Genomic DNA, 17,051 nt, shown 5'->3' on the forward strand with positions numbered 1-17,051 from the left:
CTGAGGCCACGGGCGGCGAAGATGAGAATTTAGATTTTTTCTTTTTCATGCATTAAGCATGACGGCTAGAAATGATCACTCAATTAGGAATGTTGGATCAATTGCGTTAACTCACACTTTTTGTCAATGGACTGCTGGTGAACGCTTACTGTTTTTTTATGTCTATCCGTAACTTAAAAGATGGTTCAACCAAGCCTTGGATTTGTGACTGCTACCCTAATGGACGCAATGGGAAACGCGTTCGCAGACGCTTTGCCACCAAAGGTGAGGCTGTCGGGTTTGAAAAGTTCACAATGAAAGAGGTGGACCAAAAGCCCTGGCTTGGCATGAGTAGTGATCACAGGCGGCTGTCTGATGTTGTGGATACCTGGTTCAGCCACTACGGCCGAACGCTCACCAACGGAGAAGTCATCTACCAAAAGTTTAACCATATGGTTAAAGCCATGGGTAACCCGCCCGCTTCCTTATTTAACACCAAGCAATACGCTGAGTTTCGTAGCTTGAGGATGGCTGGTCAAATCAACTTTGTTGATGACCGCTGGCAAAAAGGCGCTCCAAGTGTTTCTACCCTCAATTCGGAGTTAGCGCGCTTTAAGGCGGTTTTCAGTAAGCTAAAAGAACTCGGTGAATGGAACCTCCCCCACCCTCTAGAAGAGCTCAAGCCATTCAAAGTAGCAGAACGAGAGATGGCTTTTATTCCTAAAGAGAAGCTTCCCCTACTGCTCGAGCTGGTTGGCCAGCATCAGCGTGGAGACATGCTCAAAATAGTAAAAATATGCTTAGCCACAGGTGCGCGGTGGAATGAAGCGGCAAAACTGCGTGGAAGCCAGCTCAGCAAATACAAGATCTCCTATACCAATACTAAAACCAAGAAGAACCGCTCTGTGCCCATCTCTGAAGAGCTTTACCATGAAATCTATAAGCCAACATCAGGAAAACTATTTGAAGAGTGCTACACACCGTTCTGCTACATTCTGAAAAACAAATTGGGTATCGAGCTTCCATCTGGTCAAGCATCCCATGTGTTGCGCCACACGTTCGCTAGCCACTTCATGATGAACGGTGGCAACATTCTTGTCCTTCGAGACATTCTTGGCCATGCCGATATCAGCATGACAATGCGTTATGCACACTTCGCACCTGACCACCTGTCTGAGGCGATAACTCGTAATCCACTCGCGAATTTGTAGTCATCGCCAAAAAATTTTTCGGCGGCTGTCGCCACTTTGTCGCCACTTGGTGATTTTTAGACAAAAAAAGAGCCGCAAAATGCGGCTCTCGATTATTCGTCTTTTTTGAAGTATTGGCTTACTTCTCTTTACCGAATACGTTGTTCTCTTGCTCTTGTACGCGGATGAAAGTCGTACGCTTAGTTAGCTCTTTAAGCTTTGCTGCGCCGACGTAGGTACAGGTTGAGCGTACACCGCCAAGGATGTCTGAAATAGTGCCGTGAACGCTTCCACGGTAAGGCAATAGTACGGTTTTACCTTCAGCTGCGCGGTACTGAGCAACACCACCTGAGTGCTTGTCCATCGCCGACTGAGAAGACATGCCGTAGAATTTCATGAAGGTTTCGCCATCTTTCTCGATGATTTCGCCGCCTGACTCTTCATGACCTGCAAGCATACCGCCTAACATAACGAAGTCTGCGCCGCCGCCGAATGCTTTCGCCACATCACCCGCACATGAACAGCCACCGTCACCGATGATCATACCGCCAAGGCCGTGCGCCGCATCACCACACTCAATGATTGCTGAAAGTTGTGGGTAGCCAACACCCGTTTTCACGCGTGTTGTACATACTGAACCAGGGCCGATACCCACTTTCACAATGTCCGCGCCAGCAAGAATCAACTCTTCACACATATCACCTGTCACAACGTTACCAGCAGAGATCACTTTGTTTGGGAATGCCGCACGTACTCTTTCTACGTACTCAACTAAATGCTCTGAGTAACCATTTGCGATGTCGATACAGATGAAGATAAGTTCTTCTGAAAGTGCCATGATCTCTTTGGTTTTTTCGAAATCAGCATCAGAAGTACCAGTAGAAACAAACACATTGTTTAATGTTTTTTGGTCCGCAGATTCTACAAACTCAGCCCACTGTTCTACTGAGTAGTGTTTATGAACAGCTGTCATAACACCGTGTTCAGCGAGCGCCTTTGCCATTTCGAAGCTACCTACCGAGTCCATATTGGCAGCAATGACTGGAGTACCAGACCATTGACGACCGCTATGCTTGAATGTAAACTCGCGGGTTAACTCAACTTGAGAACGACTTTTAAGAGTAGAACGCTTCGGGCGGAATAGTACATCTTTAAAGCCTAACTTAAGTTCTTGTTCGATACGCATGATAAATTTTCCTGTAAGCAAATTTACGTGTCGTGCGTTTTCGGTAAACGTTGGCAGACGTTTTACTGAGTTTCGGACACAAAAAAACCGGAGCGTTGGCAGACGCTCCGGTTTTCAGCATTATAGGTCGCGATTTATTTCTCGCAAGACTGATATTTTCAAATTTTTTATGCTACAGTTCGGTTAAGTTGCATACCTAGCCGACTGCAACTCACGCCTAAAATACCAATTATCTTTTCAAAACAAACACTTAACAACAGCCACACAAACGTTTACGCAATCCTTTACGTAGGCAATTAAACCAACCTTTAAACTAAATGTTCGACTCAATGTCTCGTTTTGGTTAAAAACAGTGGTGTAGAGCTCAACTATTTTTCGCCACTTGAGTAAAAAAACACGTGATTACTTACTTAGAAAGCCCAAAAACTACAGCTTGAAGAACGACAAATGTTGTTTTTGTTTCTCTGCGAGATCAGAAAGCGCTTCACTGGCGGTGGCGCTTTGAGAAATTCCTAACACGTTTTGATTCACCAACTGGGACATATTCGCCATGTTGCCGTTGATTTCTTGGGTAACGTGAGACTGTTGTTCCGCCGCTGTTGCCACCTGCGCATTGACGGCATTAATACTGGTGACGGTTTGCGTAATACCCAGCAATGCACCGTTAGCCTGATTAGTAAGTTGGCTGCTTTCGTCTAGCATATCCAAACTTTTTTGCATGCTTTCATTGGCAAGATTCGACTGTTTCTGTAGTTCTTCAATGATGGTTTGAATCTCTACCGTGGAGTCTTGTGTTGTCGCCGCCAGTTTTCGTACTTCATCAGCGACAACAGCAAAACCACGCCCAGTTTCTCCTGCTCGCGCCGCTTCTATCGCTGCATTCAACGCCAGTAAGTTGGTCTGCTCGGAGACACCGCGAATCACTTCAATCACGTCATTGACGCGCTCAGATTGAGACTTCAGAGTCATGATAACGTTCGCTGCGTCATTGAGTACTTTGCCCATTTTCACACCTTCCGCATGACTCAGCTCAAATACTTGTTGCCCAGACTTTGCCAACGTATCAGCTTCTTGGGCCGTTAGACCAGCCTGCTGAGCATTAGCACTGACATTGTCGGCAGCACTTGATAGCTCTTTGACAGCAGAAACAATTTGTTCGATTTCTGCCAGTTCTTTCTCTGCATTGGATTCTGATTGGGTCATAACCTTAGCCAATACTGTCGAGGCACTGGCAACTTCGTCACTAATGTTCGTTAAGGTACCGACGATCGAATGGAATTGCTTCGCCGTTAGATTAACGTCATTGATTAGCTTTGAGATTTCGTTTTTACCCTTTGCCTCAGCTCGAATTGTTAAGTCACCTTGTGCTAACTGGCGCATGACATTTTGCAGGTTGAGTATTGGGCGAACGATCATGCCTGACAGAACCCATGCGACATAAAGCGATAAGCCGAATACCGAAGGCACCAAAATAAACGTCAGTCGTTTTACTTTTACATTCTGCGCCGCTCTCATCTCGACAAACTCACTTGCGAAGGTCGCAATTTGTTGGGAAAGCTGATCAGCCACAATCACCATCTCATCGCCTGCTTGACGATAATTGCTAAGAAAGTCGTTATACTCCTCTCTACTCACCTGCCCTAACTCTTTCGCGTTAGTAAATTCCACCACTCGCTCAGACTGCGCAATATAGTTTTTCAGCGCATCGCGAACCGGTTTCACCTGATCGATAAATGTTCCCCGTTGATCAATCAGGGTTAGTTTTGCCTCAATAGCGGACCTTCCATGATCCAATTTGATAGGGAAATCGCTGCGATCTTCACTACCATAGATAGCGTTTAACACACTGAGTCTGAGTGTGTATACCTCTTCGTCAAGCTCGTCCAACGTTTCGGTATAAAACATCAGTGATTCGATGATTTCATTGACCACGGCTTCTTCCGCTAGAATGCTTCTCTTGGTGACAAATAACGCAATAATCAGTGCTAGGGCGGTAAAAAGAACAGGTAACAAAACCTGAGTTCGGATCGAAAAATTATTTAATGATGGCTGCATAATTCACTCTTTGTCAGTCTAAGCTCGCCCTTGTTTGTTATAAGCTCGCGTTGGCTAAAAAGGGACTTAAAGCATTTCAAGTAATAGTGTCTGACTGGAGTGAGGTGCTTTTTCGTCAGCAGTATGTCCTGACCAATACTCTAGGCTCAGACGCCATTATATGCAAACCGACTATAGTGCATATACATTCAGATGACTTTAAAAGTTATATTAAACTAAGATACTTAGCCAAAAAAGGCCAAGCTGAGCTTGGCCATTACCACAGAATCTTCAGGCAATTCTGCGATTAAAAATCGTAGCGAACGCCAAGACGTAAGGTATCTTCACCCGTATCCTTGAATCCGTCGGCGTTCGTATCCGTCGACGTTACGCCATTAGAGTAGTAAGAAACATAGCTACGGAAATTACTGTTGAATTTGTAATAACCGACCAGCTCTACACCATCAGTATCATCATATTTACTACCATTTGCTTGCTTGTTTTCCTGATTGGTATAAAGCAACGCAGCGGAAAACTGCTTGGTAAACTTATATTGAGCCACCACTTCTAAGGCGGTGAACTCTTTGTCGTCCGTCCCTGTCGCTTTATCATCAAGATCACCAATAGAGTAAGTGGCACCAAGATAAAGATTGTCGAGCGTATAACCGAGACCACCAAGCACTTGTGATTGGCTGCCTAGCCCTTTACCTAGATCTGCGACCGAAAATGCCAAACCAATATCCAACCCAAACGGCGCAGAATAGATCCCGGAAATACCATAGCCATCGGTGTCTTCTTCACTATTGGCTTGGTAGGTCGCCTGTAGTTTGAAAGATTCAAATGCTCCGCGATACGCAACCACACTGTCCTGCTTGTCGCTTGATGAATTATTGACTTGCTGGATCCCAGAGAATTCCGTGATGTCCGTTAGATCAGAGACAATGACAGACGCCATATCTTGACGACCGAACGATAAGGCATGACCATCAAAATCGACTCCTGCGTACATATAGCGGTTTTCAAATTCGTCTTTACCTGTGTCTTGCTCTGCTTCGTACACGCCAAATGCTGTCATGCCTTGGGCTATTTCAGACTTCCCTTTTAAATTCAAACGAGCACGGGTACTGTCATCCATCGTGCCCTGAATTTCAGCCCCCTTTGAGGTACCGATAAAGTCACCTCTAAACTCAACACGGCCACCGACTTGAAACTCGGTACCCTCTGCCTTGTACACGGTCGCTGCCAATGAAGATCCTGATACCAATGCTGCACATACTGCAGACGCTGCCACTGCTAATTTCATCTTACGTTACCTTTTAGTTTTCAATGAGCTTGATGCTCGAATGGGTTAATGCGAGATAAATTAATGTGCCAGCGTGACGCTTTGATGGCTGAACCATGACGGTTAAGTGGCGAAATAATGGAAGTAATGTGACAGGGCATGCCAAAGAAGACCTGCCCTATCGAGATGAAACTGATTGCTAACGTTTGTCTTTAGGAGAGTCCATCACTACCATGGTGGTAATCGACTGAACGTGCCTACACTCACCTAATACATCGGCGTGAAACTTTTTATAACTTGGTAAATCCTTGGTTTCTACACGGAGTAAATACTCGTTGGCCCCCGTAATGTTGTGGCACTCCACCACCTCATCGACAAAACGCACATGCTGTTCAAACTCTTGCTGAGCCTGTTTTCTGTGGCTGGCTAAGCCGATTGAAACATAAGCAATAAATCCGATACCAAGGCGGCTGTTATCCAGAATCACACGGTAACCTTTGATGACTCGCTGCTTCTCCAACTCCTGGACCCGTCGCAGCGTCGCTGAAGGCGATAAACCAATACGCTCCGCGAGTTCAACATTGGAGATTCTCCCGTCTAACTTGAGCTCGTGCAATATCCTTTCGTCAAAACGATCCATTTCATCTCTTTATTGTGCAAATAACCAATTAGATTCGAATAAAAACACAAAATTGCTCACTTTTCCACCTAATATAGCCATTGACCGGTCAAGAGAAGCTCATCACGCAACTTTGTTGCGATCACTTTGCAATTAGGAACTCTCATGGAATTTGAACAACTTAGTGCTCTCATTTTATTTGCTTTTGTCTCGACCTTTACTCCAGGCCCCAATAACATCATGTTGATGACTTCTGGAGCCAATGTGGGTTATATGCGCACGCTTCCGCACATGTGTGGGATAGCAGTTGGCTTTGCGTTTATGGTATTGCTTGTTGGCCTAGGCTTGAACAAGGTATTTGAAGCTTATCCAACAGCGCATGTCGTACTAAAATACGTCAGCTTGGCCTATCTGGCTTATTTGGCGCTTAAGATTGCGTTAAGTGGTAGAGCCTCAACAGTTGATGACTTTAGACCAATGAGCTTTCTTGCCGCAGCAAGCTTTCAGTGGGTCAACCCCAAAGGCTGGTCAATGGCTCTCAGTTCCGTCACCTTGTATAGCAATGGTGGAAGTTGGTTTGAGCTAATGATCATATCAGGTACCTTTTTAATCGTGAACTTTCCCTCTGGTACTTTTTGGATACTGGCGGGACGTGAGCTACAACGTTGGCTAACCAGTACACTTCGTATTCGAAGTTTTAATATCGCGATGGCTACACTGCTCGTCGCCTCAACCCTGCCGATGATCTAGCTGGGCTGAATTGCAGTGAGTTCGGCCTGTAACGCGTATTGATTTTTCGCTCTTTGCATCCCTAAAGCGCCAGTAGTCTACTGACCCCACAAGGCACTGATGGCGAGCTAACTCAGATAATGTATAAGGCTCTCCATACCTGTCTAGGTAGCTCGGGCTAGCACAAACGTATAACTGCCGACTTAAGAGACGTTTTGCGATCAAACTCGAATCTTGAAGACGACCAAGGCGAATCGCCACATCAAAGCCCATCTCAATAAGATCCAGCTTCTGGTTGGTCAACATAAGCTCCAGATCGACCTGTGGGTACTGTTCCAGAAACTGATGCAACAAAGGCGCTAAATTTTGCTCACCGAAGGTGACTGGGGCGGTCACTTTTAACAATCCCTTCGGCGTTGACTGCATCTGAGTGACCGCCAGTTCAGCCAATTCTAACCCCTCAACAAGATGCTTGCATTGCTGGAAGTAAACATGTCCAGCTTCGGTGAGGGTGACTTTGCGAGTCGTCCTGTTAAATAGCTTAACGGCCAAACGTTCCTCTAGCGTAGAAATGCGACGGCTGACCTGCGCAACTGAAGTCGCCAGTTTGTTTGCCGCCGCCGTAAATGAGTGTGTTTCCGCCACCGCGACAAACTCACTGGGGTGTTCATTCCTACCCATGTTCGTCTCGGCAACGAAATCCTTAATCAATCAATTGGTGGTGGCTACAAATTGGTCGGTCACAAAGCGATATCAACCGATCCTCAAGCCGGTAAGTTGAACCACTTCTTCCTCATCGATCAATCAGCCAACGTCTCAGACTCAGAACCTTTTTTGATCACATCTGACCCATTTATTACTGTGACTAAGGTTGATGACAACAAATTATCGCTCTCGGTCAATGGTCGAGTTAAGTTCCTTGATAATGACGTTTGGATCGAAAGACCCGACGGTACAGTGCAACATTGGTACGTCAGTGCGAATATCAATTACATCCGCTAGCCTCTCACTGCGCTAGCATTCCAGACACAAACAGGTAAAATCACGCCAGTTGTTTTTACCTGTAGTGAATACCCTAATGCACCACCCTCAAGATCTATTTACCCGTTTCTCCACTGATATCGCACATTATTCACTACCAGAGAAATTTACCTTTCCGTTTTATTATCAACCGCACCCATTGTGCGTGTTAGCGGCTGAGCAACTGCAACAACACTTGACGACCCAGAAGCAATGGCAACACAACTTTAGCATCGACGGTGATGCAGCAGGAACGGGTAAAATGTTTGGCGTTCTACTGGTTAAGTCTCCTCAAGGTGAAATTGGTTATCTCTCTGCTTTTTCTGGCAAGATCGCAGATCAAAACCTACTACCAGGCTTTGTACCACCGGTGTTTGATATGCTGGCAGAGGAAAGCTTCTTTCGTTCAGATCTGGCTAATATAACTGAGATCAATAGTGCGGTTACCCAGCAGCAATCCAACCCCCGCCTTACAGAGCTTAAGCAGACGTTAAGTCAATTACAGCAAGGCTATCAGAGCGAAGAACATCAGCAGCGTCAAGCCATTATTGCTGGCCGAGCAGCGCGTAAAATGCAACGCGAACGCGGCGAACAAACATTAAGTAAAGCGGAGCTCGATGCGCTGTTAGTAGAGTTAGGCAAAGAGAGTGTCGCTGAAAAAAACAAACTCAAATACCTCAAGTTAGAGTGGGAAGAAAGAATCGCGGCGATCAAAGCAGAGCTTGATGTCTTGCAGACGTCACTAGAACAACTCAAGCAACAGAGAAAACAGTTGTCCAATACCCTGCAAAATAAACTATTCAATCAATACCGTTTTCTTAATGCACATGGACAACAACAGTCTCTATCTGCAATATTTGCACCGACGACGAGCCCGACCCCACCCGCAGGAGCAGGCGAATGTGCGGCACCAAAGTTGTTACATTACGCCTTTAAGCACAACTTTAAACCATTAGCGCTGGCGGAATTCTGGTGGGGAGTCTCTCCAAAATCGGAAATTCGACAGCACGCAAAGTTCTATCCATCATGTAATAGCAAGTGCCAGCCAATATTAGGCCACATGTTGCAAGGCTTGCTGGTTGACGACAACCCACTGGAAGAGAGCTGGGCACAAGACAAAGAGTTGGAAATCTTATACGAAGACGAAGCATTAGTCGTCGTAAACAAACCTTCGGGCCTACTATCAGTGCCAGGCAAGACCATCTCGGACTCTGCCTATACACGCTTACAAATGCGTTATCCCGACGCAGAAGGACCATTTGTCATCCATCGATTGGATATGGCCACATCGGGATTGCTGGTTTTTGCACTCACTAAACGCGCCAACAAAAGCCTCCAGAAACAGTTTATCTCCCGCAGCGTACACAAGCGCTATGTCGCTTTGCTCGTGGGTAGTGTTGACCAAGAGAGCGGCCAGATTACTCTACCAATGCGAGGGGATCCCGTTGACCGCCCTCGCCAATTGGTCTGTTTTGAGCATGGCAAACCCGCTGAAACTTACTGGGAAAAAATTAACACCACTGACGGACGAAGCAAGCTCTACCTCTATCCGAAAACTGGACGCACGCACCAACTTAGGGTTCACTGTGCACACCATCTCGGACTAAACCTGCCTATGGTCGGTGATGGATTGTATGGTGAAAAAGCAGATCGCTTACATCTACACGCAGAGCGGTTGGAGTTTGACCACCCTTATAGCAAAGAGAGACTAACCTTTTCAGCACCGGCCGAGTTTTAGCTCGCAGACAGGAGTCACTGCGCGGACTAGAAACCGTCAATGCTGTGAGTCTAGTCAGGCTTTTGTTATCTAAGGGTTCAGACCTCAACCTAATCAGTGTAAGACAATGTCTTAAAGCCAGCCTACAAGGAATGTTCAAATATGTCTGATTACACTGCTACGGTTAAATGGCAACGTGGCGAGCAAGAGCCCTTTAACGACAATCAATACAGCCGTGGCCACACTTGGGAGTTTGATGGCGGAGTCGTTGTTCCCGCCTCGTCTTCACCTCATGTTGTCCCCCTACCCTTTTCAGTGGCGGAAAATGTTGATCCTGAAGAGGCGTATATCGCTGCGATCTCCAGCTGTCACATGCTAACTTTCCTTGGCATAGCCGCCAAACAGCGCTACGTGATCGACCAGTACATCGATCACGCTGTTGGTTATATGGAAGAAGACTCTCAAGGAAGAAGCTCCGTGACACAAGTGATTCTGCGGCCCAACATCATTTTCGTTGGAGACAAGCAACCAACGTTTGAGCAGTTGCAAAAACTCCATCACCTTGCTCATCAACACTGCTTCATCGCGAATTCAGTCAAAACAGAGATAACCACTGAAATCCTTGCTTAGAAGCCGTAAAGCGAGAGAAACAAAGCTAATCAAAATAACTCACTTCATGCTACACTCAGCGTCAATTATGGGGTAAACGCCCACTACGATAAAAAACCTGAGTGTAACCATGCCATTCTCCAAACTTGGCCTGAGCCAACCGATCACCGACGTGATTTCTCAACTTGGCTACAGCAAGCCAACTACAATTCAACAACAAGCGATTCCAGTGATCTTACGTGGTGATGACCTTATCGCTGCGGCACAGACGGGAACCGGTAAAACCGCCAGCTTTGTTCTGCCAATTTTACAAAAGCTCAGTCAAGGGCAAACCCAGCGTAAGAAACGCATTCGCGCTCTCATCCTTGCTCCTACCCGTGAGCTTGCAATGCAAGTTGAGCAAAAGGTACAAGATTATAGTAAGAATCTGTCTCTCACCTCTCTCGCTATGTACGGTGGCGTCGATGAGAGTAGCCAGAAACAAGCATTAATCGATGGTGTCGATATTCTGGTTGCAACACCAGGCCGCCTAATTGATATGTATGGCAAACGCGCAGTGCATTTCGATGAAGTCGAAGTGCTGGTACTCGATGAAGCAGACCGAATGCTCGACATGGGCTTCATTGAAGACATCAACAAGATTCTCGATCGTTTGCCTACCGATATTCAGCATCTTCTGTTTTCGGCGACCCTGTCAAACAAGGTGCGCGATCTGGCTAAAACCGCGGTTCATGACCCGTATGAAATCTCTATTGCGGCCAACCAAGCATCAAAGAAAAACATTGAGCAATGGCTGATAACGGTAGACAAAGACAGAAAATCAGCGCTGCTGAGTCATCTGTTCAATGAGAATGACTGGGATCAGGCGCTGATTTTTATCGAAACTAAACATGGCGCAGCCAAGCTGGCGTCGCAGCTTGAAAAGCGCGGCATCATTGCTGAAGCGTTTCACAGTGGCCGAAGTCAGGCGGTGCGTTCACAACTACTCGCTGACTTCAAAGCAGGCAAAATTAAATACATGATTGCGACAGGCGTCGGCGCTCGCGGTATTGATATTGAAGGGCTATCGAGAGTCATTAACTATGACCTGCCATTCCCAGCAGACGAGTATGTTCATCGCATTGGTCGTACAGGTCGTGCGGATGCGCAAGGCGAAGCGATTTCATTTGTCTCGAAAGATAACTTCAAGAACCTTTGCATGATCGAATCTCGTTTAGGTCACTTGATTGAGCGCCGTGAAATTGAAGGTTTTGAGCCTCGTAAGCCAGTGCCGATTTCTATCTTAAACTATGTGCCAAAACACAAACGCCAACAAAAGGATAATTGATGAACGCACCAACTAAAATTACCTTTTTTGAGTTTCTGACTCCGTTGATCACGGCGGGAAAAAAGACCATTACCATCCGTGATGAGTCTGAGTCCCATTATGTTCCAGGAACGGAAGTGGAGGTGTACACCTTAGAAACTGACCAAAAAGTCTGCAACATTAAGATACTGTCGGTTAACCCCCTCCACTTTGATGATATCAACGAGTTCCATGCCGAGCAGGAGTCGATTGAACTACCAAAACTCAAAGCACTGATTAGGGAGATTTACCCTAATACAGACACCCTTTTCGAAATCAGTTACGAGCTCGTTTAAGTGGCTTAACGCAGGCTACCAACGGTAGCCTGTGTCTTCTCATTAAGTTAATCTAGGTTCCGCCTGTTCGTTCGATCATTCTCTTAGCGAGTCCATGGTCATGTCGCGAAAAACAAAAACTAGACGACTGGTCTAATTTAAAATATAGTAGCGCCATGAACGCTAAAACCCAAGACACTCGTCAACACATACTCGAAGTCGGCTACCAATTGGTCGTGGCTAAAGGCTTTACTGCGGTTGGCCTATCTGAATTGCTTAAAAGTGCAGATGTACCTAAAGGTTCTTTCTATCACTACTTCAAATCAAAAGAACAGTTTGGAGAAGCGCTTATTGAAGAGTATTTCAAAACTTATCTGACACGAGTCGGTGACTTATTGTCGCATGACAAGACAACTGGCCGCGAACGCCTGCTAGATTATTTTTCGCGCTGGTTAGATATCGACAACGGGATGTGTAACGCCAATAAGTGTTTGGTGGTAAAGCTAAGTGCTGAAGTAGCGGATTTATCAGAGCCTATGAGGTCGAAATTGGCGTCCGGTGCAGAAAAGATAGTTCAGTTGCTGGCCAAATGCATTCAATCTGGTATTGAAGATGGCTCAATTCACTGTCGTGATGCGGATCAAATGGCACGTCAGCTCTATCAGCAATGGCTTGGGGCAAGTTTATTGAACAAATTGCATCAAGACGGCCGCAATCTGGAATCTTGCTACATTGCGACTCAACAACTTTTAAACAACTAATAATACCCGCCACTTTACACGACGGGATTTTTTGAAACACCAACTAGACGACTGGTCTAATAATAAGGAACTACCCATGACTAATTCAACGAATCGCCGCATTGTCCTCGCTTCAAGACCGGTAGGTGCTCCGGTCGACAGTAACTTCCGTCTTGAGAATGTCGATAAACCAACACCTGCCGAAGGAGAAATGCTACTTCGCAGTGTTTACCTTTCTCTTGATCCCTACATGCGTGGACGTATGAGCGATGCTAAATCTTACGCCGATCCTGTCGCTTTGGGTGAAGTGATGGTTGGCGGTAGCGTTTGTCAGGTAGAGCAATCCAACCACCCTGACTTTGAAGTCGGTGAATGGGTTCTCGCCTTTACCGGTTGGCAGGACTACGGCATTTCAGATGGAGAAGGTCTCATTAAGATGGGTAAAGCACCTTCTCATCCATCTTATGCGTTAGGCGTTATGGGTATGCCAGGCTTCACCGCTTACATGGGGCTGCTAGACATTGGTCAGCCTAAAGCGGGAGAAACTCTAGTCGTTGCGGCTGCGACTGGCGCAGTGGGCTCTATGGTTGGCCAGATTGGTAAGTTAAAGGGCTGTCGAGTTATCGGTGTCGCTGGTGGCGAAGAAAAATGCCGTTACGCAAAAGAACAGTTAGGCTTTGATGAATGTATTGATCATAAGGCCGACGATTTCGCCGAGCAGCTAGCAAAGGTATGTGATAAGGGTATTGATATCTATTTCGAGAACGTTGGCGGCAAAGTATTTGATGCAGTAATGCCTCTACTAAATACCAGCGCTCGTGTTCCTCTATGTGGGTTAATTTCTCAGTACAACGCGACAGAATTGCCTGCTGGGCCAGACCGCATGTCAATGCTAATGGCTCAACTGCTGATCAAACGCATTAAAATGCAAGGCTTTATCATTTTTGACGACTACGCTCACCGCTATGGCGAATTTGCAGCAGACATGGGGCAATGGCTAGCTGAAGGCAAAATTCACTACTGCGAGCATCTGGTTGAAGGTCTAGAAAACGCACCACAAGCCTTTATCGGCCTGCTGGAAGGAAAAAACTTCGGTAAACTCGTTGTTCAAACCAACGCTGCCCTTTGATCTAAACGTAGTGATCGAACACTAAAACATCATGCCAAAGAGGGCTCACTGTGGTGAACCCTCTTTGCTGTTTCGAATCCAACCCAACCGTCCTCAACGTCTTTTCCAATCCGCGCTATTTGCTGAAGATAAAATTTGGCAATCGTGCAAAACCTAAACTAAATTTATTGTTGAAACCAAATAGGAAAAGAGGTGCATATAGCACCTCTCTATTGGCTTAGCTCTGTAGGAACAATGAGGGGTGAACCATGAAAAGCTTCGATTTTTTTAGACTGTTTGACACCAAAGAGCTGTTTATTTTTTACTGATTTTTGCCTAGCGCTTTAATCAATACAGAAGTATCCATACGGCCATAGCCATCTTTTTGCAGTTGAGCGTATCGTTGGTCAATATCTTTAGTCAGAGGCAACTCGATACCAACTCGTTTTGCTTCTTTAAGACAGAATCCAAGATCTTTACGCATCCAATCGATGGCGAAGCCGAAATCAAACTGATCGTTAGCCATAGTGACCGCGCGATTCTCCATTTGCCATGATCCTGCGGCACCATGCTTTAAAGTATCAACGACTTTTTCAACATCAAGACCCGTTTTCTGCGCAAGCAAAATGGCTTCGCTGAGGCCTTGCAATACCGCACCCACACAAATCTGGTTAACCATCTTACAGCGTTGACCCTGCCCGTTTTCACCAAACAAGCTGACTTGTTTCGCATAGGCATCCATCACGGGAGATACGGCATCAAATACACTCTGATCACCACCGCACATGATGGTCAACACGCCATTTTCTGCGCCTGCTTGTCCACCAGAAACAGGGGCGTCAATAAAGGCATTTCCATTCTCTTTCGCCGCATCTGCCAACTCAATCGCCAACTCTGCCGACGTCGTCGTATGATCAACCAATACTGCTCCTGGTTTTAGCCCTGCCAAGACACCATCTTCACCGTAAACAACGCTGCGCACGTCATCATCGTTACCAACACAGACAAAAACCACATCGCAATCTTGCGCGGCTTCTCGCGGTGTTGCACACGCTGTTCCTTGATACTCTTCAGCCCAACGCTCTGCCTTAGCCGATGTGCGGTTATACACCTTAGTCTCGTTTCCCGCTTTGCTAAGATAACCCGCCATTGGATAGCCCATCACTCCTAATCCGATGAAGGCGACTTTGTTGCTCATGACTCTATCTCTCTGTTATAGATTGTTGTGTTGCCAGTGTACTAAATAATGGCGGACAAATTAACTTCTCAAACGAACTGTTGTTCACATTCGAAAAGTACGCGAACTTAGCATTGTTTGTCACCGATAAGGGCAGATTAACCAACCACCTCTAGCCATTTACAAAACAAATCGCCCCAGCGAAGACGATTAAAATTGTCGAGATATCATTGATATGCTCTTTTACTCACTTGGCTAATTGTGCCAGAATCAACGCAGTTACTTCCATGTTTAATAAGTTGTCACATGAATTATCAAGCCGCTATCTTCGATATGGATGGCCTTCTACTCGACACTGAACGTGTCTGTATGCGCGTCTTCAAACAGGCCTGCGCTACAACCCATCAACCTTTCCATGAAGAGGTTTACCGATCGATTATTGGTTGTAACTCTGCAACGATTGAGAAGATCTTTCGTCACGCTTATGGGGAGCACTACCAAACCGTACACGATGAGTGGCGAGTCAACTACAACACTATCGTCAAGCATCAGGCAATACCTGTCAAAGATGGCGTTATAGAGCTACTTGAGTGGCTAAAAAGCCACAAGATTCCAACGGCTGTCGCCACTTCAACACATAAGGATGTCGCCACTTTTAAGCTTCAACTGGCAGGTCTCGATAAGTATTTTGATAGCCTGACTTGTGGTTGCGAAGTGTCACATGGCAAACCTGATCCAGAGATTTACCTACTCGCCGCAACGCGTTTGGGAGTAGACCCGACTAGGTGTCTCGCGTTTGAAGACTCAAACAATGGTGTACGTAGTGCAGTGGCAGCGCGAATGAATACCTATCAAATCCCAGATCTGCTTGAACCTAGTGAGGATGTGATCGCCCTTGGCCACCAGATCCTGCCATCATTGCATGATGCCCTAGCCGATTTAAAACAGCAGTAATCTCGACAGCGAGTAAGCATTTCTCATCATTGGTTTACTCGCTACTTCTTCGCCGACCATCTTGTCGAACACGGCACCTCACCCTTATACCCTTTACCAATTTTCAATAACTAAGCGTTCTATAGGCAGTTTGTTACTTAGGGTTTTTATCGCCTAAAGTGACCCAATAATAGTATTGAACGCAATCCGAATAAGGAACGACAATGACAACTCAATACGTACCACCTAAAGTTTGGAAGAACGAACCTAGCTCAGGCAACCAATGGGCAAATATTAATCGCCCAGAAGCAGGGGCTCGATTTGAAAGGGATCTACCTGTTGGCGAACATCCCCTTCAGCTCTACTCTTTAGGCACTCCGAATGGCCAAAAAGTCACCATTTTATTGGAAGAGTTACTCGCCCTTGGTATTAAGGAGGCGGAGTATGATGCGCACCTAATTAAAATTGGGGATTCCGATCAGTTCTCTTCAGGATTTGTTGCCGTAAACCCGAACTCTAAGATACCTGCGTTGGTCGACAATTCAGGCGAAACACCTGAGAACGTGTTTGAATCGGCGTCAATTTTGGTTCACTTAGCAGAAAAATTTGGCAAGTTCTTACCACAAAGTGGGCCTGCCCGTACCCAAACCTTCAACTGGTTGTTCTGGGCTCAAGGTTCCGCACCATTCTTAGGTGGAGGCTTTGGCCACTTCTACGCGTATGCCGATGAGAAGCAAGAATACCCGATTAACCGCTTTGCGATGGAAGCCAAACGTCAGTTAGACGTACTGGACAAGCAGTTGGCAAACAACACCTTTGTCGCTGGTGAAGAGTACACGATTGCGGATATGGCGATCTGGCCATGGTATGGAAACCTAGTACTAGGCAAATTGTATAACGCAGCTGAGTTCTTACAGGTAGAGAGTTACACCCATGTGGTCCGTTGGGCAAAACAGATTGAGTCTCGTCAAGCCGTACAGCGAGGACGTATTGTGAACCGACCATTTGGTGAAGAGTGGGAACAGGTGCTCGAACGCCATAGCGCAGAGGATATCGATAAAGTCATGGCGTTAAAGCCAGAGTAAGGATGACCGGTGCAGAAAGAGGA

At 46.2% G+C, this 17,051-nt stretch carries 16 protein-coding genes and 1 pseudogene; 11 read left to right on the forward strand and 6 right to left on the reverse strand.

The features are described 5' to 3' along the window. The first annotated feature begins 158 nt into the window (after nucleotides 1-158). Nucleotides 159-1,190 carry a phage integrase gene (locus QTN95_RS13315; RefSeq protein ID WP_331417798.1) on the forward strand — a complete coding sequence of 344 codons (1,032 nt, stop codon included), beginning with the start codon at nucleotides 159-161 and terminating at the stop codon, nucleotides 1,188-1,190. Nucleotides 1,191-1,308: 118 nt separating this feature from the next. Here QTN95_RS13315 and QTN95_RS13320 read toward each other — a convergent pair whose 3' ends face one another. The 4 genes from QTN95_RS13320 to QTN95_RS13335 form a co-directional block, all read right to left on the reverse strand. Next, nucleotides 1,309-2,355 carry a GMP reductase gene (locus tag QTN95_RS13320; protein ID WP_331417799.1) on the reverse strand — a complete coding sequence of 349 codons (1,047 nt, stop codon included), beginning with the start codon at nucleotides 2,353-2,355 and terminating at the stop codon, nucleotides 1,309-1,311. A gap of 426 nt (nucleotides 2,356-2,781) precedes the next feature. After that, the gene (locus QTN95_RS13325; protein WP_331417800.1) at nucleotides 2,782-4,410 is read right to left on the reverse strand and encodes a methyl-accepting chemotaxis protein; all 1,629 of its coding nucleotides are present in this window, start codon (nucleotides 4,408-4,410) and stop codon (nucleotides 2,782-2,784) included. A gap of 286 nt (nucleotides 4,411-4,696) precedes the next feature. Beyond that, nucleotides 4,697-5,692 carry a porin gene (locus tag QTN95_RS13330; RefSeq protein WP_331417801.1) on the reverse strand — a complete coding sequence of 332 codons (996 nt, stop codon included), beginning with the start codon at nucleotides 5,690-5,692 and terminating at the stop codon, nucleotides 4,697-4,699. Nucleotides 5,693-5,870: 178 nt separating this feature from the next. Further along, nucleotides 5,871-6,311, reverse strand: coding sequence for an Lrp/AsnC family transcriptional regulator (locus QTN95_RS13335; RefSeq protein WP_138971112.1), 441 nt, complete (start codon nucleotides 6,309-6,311; stop codon nucleotides 5,871-5,873). A 144-nt stretch (nucleotides 6,312-6,455) separates the two neighbouring features. On the opposite strand from QTN95_RS13335, the gene QTN95_RS13340 reads away from it, so the two are divergent. After that, nucleotides 6,456-7,040, forward strand: coding sequence for a LysE family translocator (locus tag QTN95_RS13340; protein ID WP_331417802.1), 585 nt, complete (start codon nucleotides 6,456-6,458; stop codon nucleotides 7,038-7,040). A gap of 6 nt (nucleotides 7,041-7,046) precedes the next feature. Here the strand turns inward: QTN95_RS13340 and QTN95_RS13345 are convergent. Continuing rightward, nucleotides 7,047-7,700: pseudogene (locus tag QTN95_RS13345) on the reverse strand (LysR family transcriptional regulator); the annotation flags it as partial. On the opposite strand from QTN95_RS13345, the gene QTN95_RS13350 reads away from it, so the two are divergent. The 7 genes from QTN95_RS13350 to QTN95_RS13380 all read left to right on the forward strand — a co-directional run bounded on the left by QTN95_RS13350 (nucleotide 7,683) and on the right by QTN95_RS13380 (nucleotide 13,854). Further along, complete coding sequence (locus QTN95_RS13350) at nucleotides 7,683-8,021, forward strand: hypothetical protein (protein ID WP_331417803.1); 339 nt, start codon at nucleotides 7,683-7,685, stop codon at nucleotides 8,019-8,021. The pseudogene QTN95_RS13345 and the gene QTN95_RS13350 sit on opposite strands and share 18 nt — an antisense overlap. Nucleotides 8,022-8,097: 76 nt before the next feature. Continuing rightward, nucleotides 8,098-9,777 carry an RluA family pseudouridine synthase gene (locus QTN95_RS13355; RefSeq protein WP_331417804.1) on the forward strand — a complete coding sequence of 560 codons (1,680 nt, stop codon included), beginning with the start codon at nucleotides 8,098-8,100 and terminating at the stop codon, nucleotides 9,775-9,777. A 141-nt stretch (nucleotides 9,778-9,918) separates the two neighbouring features. Next, complete coding sequence (locus QTN95_RS13360) at nucleotides 9,919-10,386, forward strand: OsmC family protein (protein ID WP_331417805.1); 468 nt, start codon at nucleotides 9,919-9,921, stop codon at nucleotides 10,384-10,386. Nucleotides 10,387-10,495: 109 nt separating this feature from the next. Then, nucleotides 10,496-11,692, forward strand: coding sequence for a DEAD/DEAH box helicase (locus QTN95_RS13365; RefSeq protein ID WP_331417806.1), 1,197 nt, complete (start codon nucleotides 10,496-10,498; stop codon nucleotides 11,690-11,692). Continuing rightward, a complete protein-coding gene (gene yqfB, locus QTN95_RS13370; protein ID WP_138971104.1) occupies nucleotides 11,689-12,006 on the forward strand; it encodes a N(4)-acetylcytidine aminohydrolase in 318 nt (105 codons plus the stop codon). Before QTN95_RS13365 ends, yqfB begins: the two co-directional genes overlap by 4 nt. A gap of 155 nt (nucleotides 12,007-12,161) precedes the next feature. Continuing rightward, nucleotides 12,162-12,746 (forward strand): TetR/AcrR family transcriptional regulator, encoded by a 585-nt coding sequence (locus tag QTN95_RS13375; RefSeq protein ID WP_331417807.1) that lies wholly within the window; start codon nucleotides 12,162-12,164, stop codon nucleotides 12,744-12,746. A gap of 76 nt (nucleotides 12,747-12,822) precedes the next feature. Beyond that, complete coding sequence (locus QTN95_RS13380) at nucleotides 12,823-13,854, forward strand: NADP-dependent oxidoreductase (RefSeq protein ID WP_331417808.1); 1,032 nt, start codon at nucleotides 12,823-12,825, stop codon at nucleotides 13,852-13,854. A gap of 301 nt (nucleotides 13,855-14,155) precedes the next feature. Here QTN95_RS13380 and QTN95_RS13385 read toward each other — a convergent pair whose 3' ends face one another. Next, nucleotides 14,156-15,031 (reverse strand): NAD(P)-dependent oxidoreductase, encoded by an 876-nt coding sequence (locus QTN95_RS13385; RefSeq protein WP_331417809.1) that lies wholly within the window; start codon nucleotides 15,029-15,031, stop codon nucleotides 14,156-14,158. A gap of 285 nt (nucleotides 15,032-15,316) precedes the next feature. On the opposite strand from QTN95_RS13385, the gene QTN95_RS13390 reads away from it, so the two are divergent. After that, nucleotides 15,317-15,964: an HAD family hydrolase gene (locus QTN95_RS13390; protein ID WP_331417810.1), complete on the forward strand. Its 648-nt coding sequence runs from the start codon at nucleotides 15,317-15,319 to the stop codon at nucleotides 15,962-15,964. A 203-nt stretch (nucleotides 15,965-16,167) separates the two neighbouring features. Further along, complete coding sequence (gene yghU, locus QTN95_RS13395) at nucleotides 16,168-17,028, forward strand: glutathione-dependent disulfide-bond oxidoreductase (RefSeq protein ID WP_138971101.1); 861 nt, start codon at nucleotides 16,168-16,170, stop codon at nucleotides 17,026-17,028. Nucleotides 17,029-17,051: the final 23 nt, after the last annotated feature.

This window comes from Vibrio sp. M260112 (assembly GCF_036533775.1).
Taxonomy (GTDB): domain Bacteria; phylum Pseudomonadota; class Gammaproteobacteria; order Enterobacterales; family Vibrionaceae; genus Vibrio.

Bases quoted from the DNA above. Each gene is read 5' to 3' on its own strand.
- QTN95_RS13340 (WP_331417802.1), top strand. From the start codon at position 6,456: ATGGAATTTGAACAACTTAGTGCTCTCATTTTATTTGCTTTTGTCTCG.
- QTN95_RS13385 (WP_331417809.1), bottom strand. From the start codon at position 15,031: ATGAGCAACAAAGTCGCCTTCATCGGATTAGGAGTGATGGGCTATCCA.
- QTN95_RS13360 (WP_331417805.1), top strand. From the start codon at position 9,919: ATGTCTGATTACACTGCTACGGTTAAATGGCAACGTGGCGAGCAAGAG.
- QTN95_RS13320 (WP_331417799.1), bottom strand. From the start codon at position 2,355: ATGCGTATCGAACAAGAACTTAAGTTAGGCTTTAAAGATGTACTATTC.
- QTN95_RS13380 (WP_331417808.1), top strand. From the start codon at position 12,823: ATGACTAATTCAACGAATCGCCGCATTGTCCTCGCTTCAAGACCGGTA.
- yghU (WP_138971101.1), top strand. From the start codon at position 16,168: ATGACAACTCAATACGTACCACCTAAAGTTTGGAAGAACGAACCTAGC.
- QTN95_RS13315 (WP_331417798.1), top strand. From the start codon at position 159: ATGTCTATCCGTAACTTAAAAGATGGTTCAACCAAGCCTTGGATTTGT.
- QTN95_RS13365 (WP_331417806.1), top strand. From the start codon at position 10,496: ATGCCATTCTCCAAACTTGGCCTGAGCCAACCGATCACCGACGTGATT.
- QTN95_RS13355 (WP_331417804.1), top strand. From the start codon at position 8,098: ATGCACCACCCTCAAGATCTATTTACCCGTTTCTCCACTGATATCGCA.
- QTN95_RS13390 (WP_331417810.1), top strand. From the start codon at position 15,317: ATGAATTATCAAGCCGCTATCTTCGATATGGATGGCCTTCTACTCGAC.
- QTN95_RS13330 (WP_331417801.1), bottom strand. From the start codon at position 5,692: ATGAAATTAGCAGTGGCAGCGTCTGCAGTATGTGCAGCATTGGTATCA.
- QTN95_RS13325 (WP_331417800.1), bottom strand. From the start codon at position 4,410: ATGCAGCCATCATTAAATAATTTTTCGATCCGAACTCAGGTTTTGTTA.
- QTN95_RS13335 (WP_138971112.1), bottom strand. From the start codon at position 6,311: ATGGATCGTTTTGACGAAAGGATATTGCACGAGCTCAAGTTAGACGGG.
- QTN95_RS13375 (WP_331417807.1), top strand. From the start codon at position 12,162: ATGAACGCTAAAACCCAAGACACTCGTCAACACATACTCGAAGTCGGC.